Origin of the sequence: Actinophytocola sp., from assembly GCF_045807065.1 — a bacterium.
Lineage (GTDB): Bacteria > Actinomycetota > Actinomycetes > Mycobacteriales > Pseudonocardiaceae > Actinophytocola.
Window position 1 is genome coordinate 1 of the sequence record NZ_JBJMIE010000170.1, and the last position, 5,547, is coordinate 5,547.

The 5,547-nt window shown below is 66.4% G+C and carries 6 protein-coding genes; 1 reads left to right on the forward strand and 5 read right to left on the reverse strand.

The genetic code is table 11. From position 1 onward, the window contains the following. Nucleotides 1-3 precede the first annotated feature (3 nt). The 4 genes from ACJ73U_RS09825 to ACJ73U_RS09840 form a co-directional block, all read right to left on the reverse strand. The gene (locus ACJ73U_RS09825) at nt 4-1,635 is read right to left on the reverse strand and encodes a cation acetate symporter (protein WP_407777242.1); all 1,632 of its coding nucleotides are present in this window, start codon (nt 1,633-1,635) and stop codon (nt 4-6) included. Next, nucleotides 1,632-1,967, reverse strand: a complete 336-nt coding sequence (locus ACJ73U_RS09830) for a DUF485 domain-containing protein (RefSeq protein WP_407777243.1) — start codon at nt 1,965-1,967, stop codon at nt 1,632-1,634. Before ACJ73U_RS09830 ends, ACJ73U_RS09825 begins: the two co-directional genes overlap by 4 nt. 138 nt (nt 1,968-2,105) lie before the next feature. Further along, entirely contained in the window at nt 2,106-2,294 is a 189-nt protein-coding gene (locus ACJ73U_RS09835; protein WP_407777244.1) for a DUF397 domain-containing protein, read from the reverse strand. A gap of 12 nt (nt 2,295-2,306) precedes the next feature. Continuing rightward, complete coding sequence (locus tag ACJ73U_RS09840; protein WP_407777245.1) at nt 2,307-3,131, reverse strand: helix-turn-helix domain-containing protein; 825 nt, start codon at nt 3,129-3,131, stop codon at nt 2,307-2,309. A gap of 77 nt (nt 3,132-3,208) precedes the next feature. Between ACJ73U_RS09840 and ACJ73U_RS09845 the strand changes: the two genes are divergently transcribed. Further along, nucleotides 3,209-3,424, forward strand: coding sequence for a hypothetical protein (locus tag ACJ73U_RS09845; RefSeq protein WP_407777246.1), 216 nt, complete (start codon nt 3,209-3,211; stop codon nt 3,422-3,424). Here the strand turns inward: ACJ73U_RS09845 and ACJ73U_RS09850 are convergent. Further along, a complete protein-coding gene (locus ACJ73U_RS09850; RefSeq protein WP_407777247.1) occupies nt 3,397-5,103 on the reverse strand; it encodes a cation acetate symporter in 1,707 nt (568 codons plus the stop codon). The genes ACJ73U_RS09845 and ACJ73U_RS09850 overlap by 28 nt on opposite strands. Nucleotides 5,104-5,547: the final 444 nt, after the last annotated feature.

Sequence of the window (5,547 nt, forward strand, 5' to 3'; positions counted from 1 at the left end):
AGATCAGTGCGCGACGGCCTTCTCGGCGTGGGCGCCGGTCAGGGAGCGAACCTCCATCTCCGCGAACTTGGCGTCGTTCCGCTCCTTCGAGAGGATCGAGCCCAGGTAGCCCAGGAGGAACGCGACCGGGATCGAGACGATGCCCGGGTTGTCCAGCGGGAACCAGTGGAAGTCGACGCCCTGCAGCATCGAGTCGCTCTTGCCGGTCACCGGGTCGACGGGCTTGCCCGACACCGCCGGCGAGAAGACGATCAGAATGAGGCACACGGCCAGGCCGCCGTAGATGCTCCACAGCGCGCCCTGGGTGTTGAACCGCTTCCAGAACAGCGAGTACAGGATCGTCGGCAGGTTCGCCGATGCCGCCACCGCGAACGCCAGCGCCACCAGGAACGCGATGTTCTGGCCGTTCGCGATGATGCCGCCGAGGATGGCCACGGCGCCGATCACCAGTGCGGTGATGCGGGCAACCTTGACCTCCTGTGCCTTGTCGTCGACCGTGCCACGTTTGATCACGTTGGCGTAGATGTCGTGCGCGAACGACGCCGACGCGGTGATCGTCAGGCCGGCGACCACGGCAAGGATCGTCGCGAACGCCACCGCGGCGATGATGCCCAGCAGGACCGTGCCGCCCAGCGCGTACGCGAGCAGCGGAGCGGCCGAGTTCGTCTTGCCCGGCGCCGCCTTGATCGCGTCCGCGCCGACGAGCCAGCCCGCGCCGTAGCCGAGCACCAGGGTGAACAGGTAGAAGACGCCGATCAGCACGATCGCCCAGACCACGGACTTGCGTGCTTCCTTGGCCGTCGGCACGGTGTAGAACCGCATCAGGACGTGCGGCAGGCCGGCCGTGCCCAGCACCAGCGCCAGCGCGAGCGACACGAAGTCGAGCTTGCTCGTGCCGGACTTGCCGTACTGCGCGCCCGGGTTGAGCAGCTTCTCGCCGCCCTCGCCGACCTTCGCCACCGCGTCGCCGAGCAGGCCCGAGATGTTGAAGCCGGACTTGCCGAGCACCCACACGGTCATCACGAACGCGCCGGCGATGAGCAGCGTGGCCTTGATGATCTGCACCCAGGTCGTGCCGCGCATGCCGCCGATGATCACGTAGACGATCATGATGACGCCCACGATCGCGATCACCACCGCCTGCCCGGTCTTGCTGCTGATGCCGAGCAGCAGCGCGACCAGGCCGCCCGCGCCGGCCATCTGGGCAAGCAGGTAGAAGAACGACACGACGAGCGTGGACACCGCAGCGGCCGCGCGGACCGGACGCTGCTGCATCCGGAAGCTCAGCACGTCACCCATCGTGTACTTGCCGGTGTTGCGGAGCAGCTCGGCCACCAGCAGCAACGCGATCAGCCACGCCACGAGGAAGCCGATCGAGTACAGGAACCCGTCGTAGCCGTTGACCGCGATCAGGCCGGCGATGCCGAGGAAGGACGCGGCCGACAGGTAGTCGCCGGAGATCGCGACGCCGTTCTGCACGCCGGTGAACGAGTGGCCGGCGGCGTAGTAGTCGACCGCCGTCTTCGACTTGCGGCTCGCGCGGAAGACGATGTACAGGGTGATGGCCACGAAGACGGCGAAGATACCGATGTTGAGGGCCGTGTTGCTGCCCTCGACGCCTGCGGACAGGTTCATCGCTCGCTCCCCTCGATGTCCTCGCGGATCTTGTCGGACACCGGGTCCAGGTTCTTGTTGGCGTGGCGGACGTACAGCCAGGTGATAAGGAACGTGGAGACGAACTGCAGCAGGCCGAAGATCAGGCCGATGTTGATGTTGCCGACGACCTTGGTGCTCATGAAGTCGTGCGCGTAGTCGGACAGCAGCACGTACAGCAGGTACCAGGCGAGGAACGCGATGGTCATCGGGAACACGAAGCCGCGGAGACGGCGGCGAAGCTGGGTGAACTCAGCGCTCTGCTGGATCGTCTCCCAGTCAGGGCCAGGCGGGCCCTGCTCGGTGGTGCTCACTGTGCCTCCAGGGATGCGAACATGGTGTTACGACCCTAGGGAGGCGCTAACGCTGCGTGAATCGATCGAGGCTCAACCGCCCCATCGTGGCGACGAGCGGTCGACGAACGGTGTACTTAACGCGATGAGTGGCGCAGGTCACATTTTGGACACACGCAAAAACGACACCCACCCGGACCGGGCGACGACAACCGTGCCCCCATCAGGCGATTTCGAGTCACGGAGAGCTACCGAGGGTCCGTCGAAGGCGACCTCAACGCAGTTGCCGTTGCTGCCATCCTGCGTGCTGCGGCTGCTCTTCCGCCAGGCAAGGTCCACTGCGGACACTGTTTACCGCCTCTATCGTTCTTGGCTGATTCGCTTGATCAGCGCGACGGAGTCGTCCGGGCTCAGCGCTTCGACACCCAGCCGATCGAACTTCAGTCTACAGGCCCGGACCTCGGGATCCTCCTCGATATGCAGCGCTCCCGTAGCGTATTCGACGTATAGCAAGTCCGGCTCATCGCGATCATGGAACGACAACAACGTGAAACCACCGTCCAAGGCGCTGTGCACCTTCAGCGGCAGCACTTGAACAGTCACGCTCGACAAGGCGGCCATCTCGCCCAGATGCCGCAACTGCTCCCGCATCACGTCAGACCCACCGATATCTCGTCGCAAGGCCGACTCGTCGATGATCACGGTCAGTTCCAGCGGGTCGCTCTCGCTGGTGAGACGTTCCTGCCGGATCAGGCGCACCTCGATGTCATTGCGCAACTGCTCGGGCGATCGTCGACGGCGGCTGTGCGCGAACAGTGCGCGGATGTATGCCTCGGTGTGCAGCAGCCCGGGCAACATGAGTCCGGAGAACTCCTTCACGGACGCGGCATATGTTTCCACGTCCACATACCCGAAATCCTCTATGCCGTAGGCGCGGAACCAGGGTGGTTTCGCCGCCTCGCGGGCCTCGTCGAGCAAGGTTTCGTCGTAGAGGTCGTAGATGTCCATGGCCGAGCGGACGAAATGCACGTCCGCTCTCGTGACACCTGTTTCGATGCGTTGCAACGCGCTGCGGGTCTTGTCGAGCCGCTTGGCGGCCTCGGTCAGCGTGAGGTTGGCGCCTTCGCGGATCTCCCGCAGCCGGCGGCCCAGCCTTCGCCGCAGGAACGGTGCTCGCTTGGTCACAGTCGGCATGATCGCAGCCGGTCGGCCCAACATTGGGAAACCCAATGCTGGCGCGTTCGTGTGGACACTGCGATTCCATGGAAGGACGACTCTTCACACTCGTCAGTGCCGACGACGAAACAATGGTGTTCGCGTGGGGCCTGCAGATCACGACGCCGACCGAACAGGAAGCCGTCACCTACTGCCGCAACCCGGTCACCAACCAGACGGTCTTCGGGCTGCATGCCAATGCGGAGTCCGCGTTGCGGCGGTACGGCGCGACATTTCAGCTGCGGTTGGTCTGGGAGGACTGAGCGCGTTCACGGAGAGTTCGCAGCCGGTCGGCGGGTGTCTGTTCGCGATCCTCGTTGAGGTGCAGGCGAAGCATCGCCGTCCGCGTCCACGAGGCCGGGCGACCGCGCAGGCTCACGACGATCATGGTGAGGAACGCCAGCGGGACCGACCACGGCGCGGGTTGGGCGACCAGGATGGCGACCCAGCCCGTCACCGGGAGGCCGAAAAGCGTGGCGGCGAAGGCACCCGACGAGGTGACCAGGCCGACGACCACACCGGACATCGCGCTGGCGACCGTGAGGCGCGACCACCAGATGCCGAGCACGAGCAGCGGGCAGAAGGTCGAGGCGGCGACGGTGAACGCCCAGGTGACGAGGATGCCCGCGTCGAGCCGGATCGCTTGCAGCGCAAGGACGACCACGACCACCGCGGCCGCGACGACGGTGAACCGCAGCCTTCTCAGGCCGCCGGGCAGCAGGTCGTAGGAGATGGCGCCGGCGACGACGAGCAGGAGCCCGAGCGAGGTGGCCAGGAACGCCGCGAACGCCCCGCCGGTGAGCAGGGCGGTGAACAGGGAGCCGGGCCAGCCGTGGTCGACCTGCGCGGGCAGCGCGACGACGGCGGTGTCGGTGGCGCCGTTGAGGTAGAGCTGCGGGACGAGCACGCGGCCGAGGACGCCGTAGATGCCGGGGAACAGGTAGAAGACACCGAGCAGCCCGACGGTGAACGCGGCGGTCCGCCGTGCCGCGCGGCCGTCGGGGCTGGTGTGGAACCGCATGATGACGTGCGGAAGCCCCATGGTCCCGAGCGCGAGGGCGACGACGAGGGCCCAGGTGCCGAGGAGCGGGTGCCCGGCGTTGGCGAGGTCCAGCAGAGGGCGGGCCCAGTGGCCGCCGCCGGGCCGGGCCTCGCCGGTGACCTGCGGGACTTTCATGCCTTTCGGAAAGGTGACCGTGGTTCCCTGTGGGACTTCCCAGCGACCGGTCCTGCCGTGGAAGGGCTCCTTGAGTTCGAGCGTGGTCCCGACGCTGAACTCGATGGAGGTGTCATCGGTGAACCGCGTGTACTCGGTGGGATTGACGGCGTCGTAACGGGTTTGCGGCGTCACCTGGATGAGGAGCCAGATCGCCGGCACGATGAAGAGGACCAGTTTGAGGGCGAACTGGAATGCCTGGACGTAGGTGGCGGCCCGCATGCCCCCGAGCGCGAGCGTGATGGCGACACCGGCACCGGCGATCACGACCCCGACCCAGTACGGAGATCTGGTGACGGCGGAGAGAACGAGCCCGGCGGTACGAAACTGCGGAACCAGATAGAGACCACCGATAACGAGAATAACCGCGGCGGTGACCCTTCTGAGGGCCGGAGAATTCAGCCGAGCCTCGGCGAAATCAGGCACGGTAAGCGCCCCGGACCGCCGCATGGGCGCGGCGACGAGCACAAGCATGGCGATATAACCGGCGGTGAAACCAACCGGATACCAGAGCGACCCGATCCCGTCCTTGACGACGAGCCCGGCAACCCCGAGAAAGGAAGCGGCGGAAAGATATTCACCAGTAACGGCCGCGGAGTTGAGCAACGGCGACACCCGCCGCGAGGCGACGAGAAAGTCGGAGGTCGTACGCATGGCCGCCACGCCCCGCAACCCGATGAGAAGCGTCACGAGCACCACCGGCGCCACCGCGAAGGCGAGAATCATACGCCCTGACCTGCGGTTTTGTGCGCTCTGTACTGTGGTCGCCCCCCACCCTGTCCCGGGGGGCGGCCCCGGTCCCATTCTACCGGCAGGCACCGACGATCGTGAGATGTTGATCTTGTCTGTGGATTACTCGCGAGTTGTGGATGACTTGGCGTGCCTGCTGACGGGACTCGGCGATGCCGGACGCGGGACTCGCCGTGGCTGGGGGCGCGACTTCCGGCAGTCGGAAGCGACACGCGCCAAACGCGGTACTCGCGAAGGGTGAGCCCACGACCTCCAGGGGCCATGAGCGGGACTCGGCCGTGCCGCACGCGGGGCTCGCGGAGGCTGGGGGCGGCACTCGCGGGGGTTGGGAGCGGGGCTTGAGTGTTGGACATGGGGGGCGCGAGTGTTGGACACGCGGGGGTTGAGCGTTGGACACGCGGGGGGTTGGGCTCGTGCAGG

Coding starts and splice junctions, on each gene's coding strand:
- ACJ73U_RS09825 (WP_407777242.1), bottom strand. CDS start 1,635: ATGAACCTGTCCGCAGGCGTCGAGGGCAGCAACACGGCCCTCAACATC.
- ACJ73U_RS09845 (WP_407777246.1), top strand. CDS start 3,209: ATGGAAGGACGACTCTTCACACTCGTCAGTGCCGACGACGAAACAATG.
- ACJ73U_RS09850 (WP_407777247.1), bottom strand. CDS start 5,103: ATGATTCTCGCCTTCGCGGTGGCGCCGGTGGTGCTCGTGACGCTTCTC.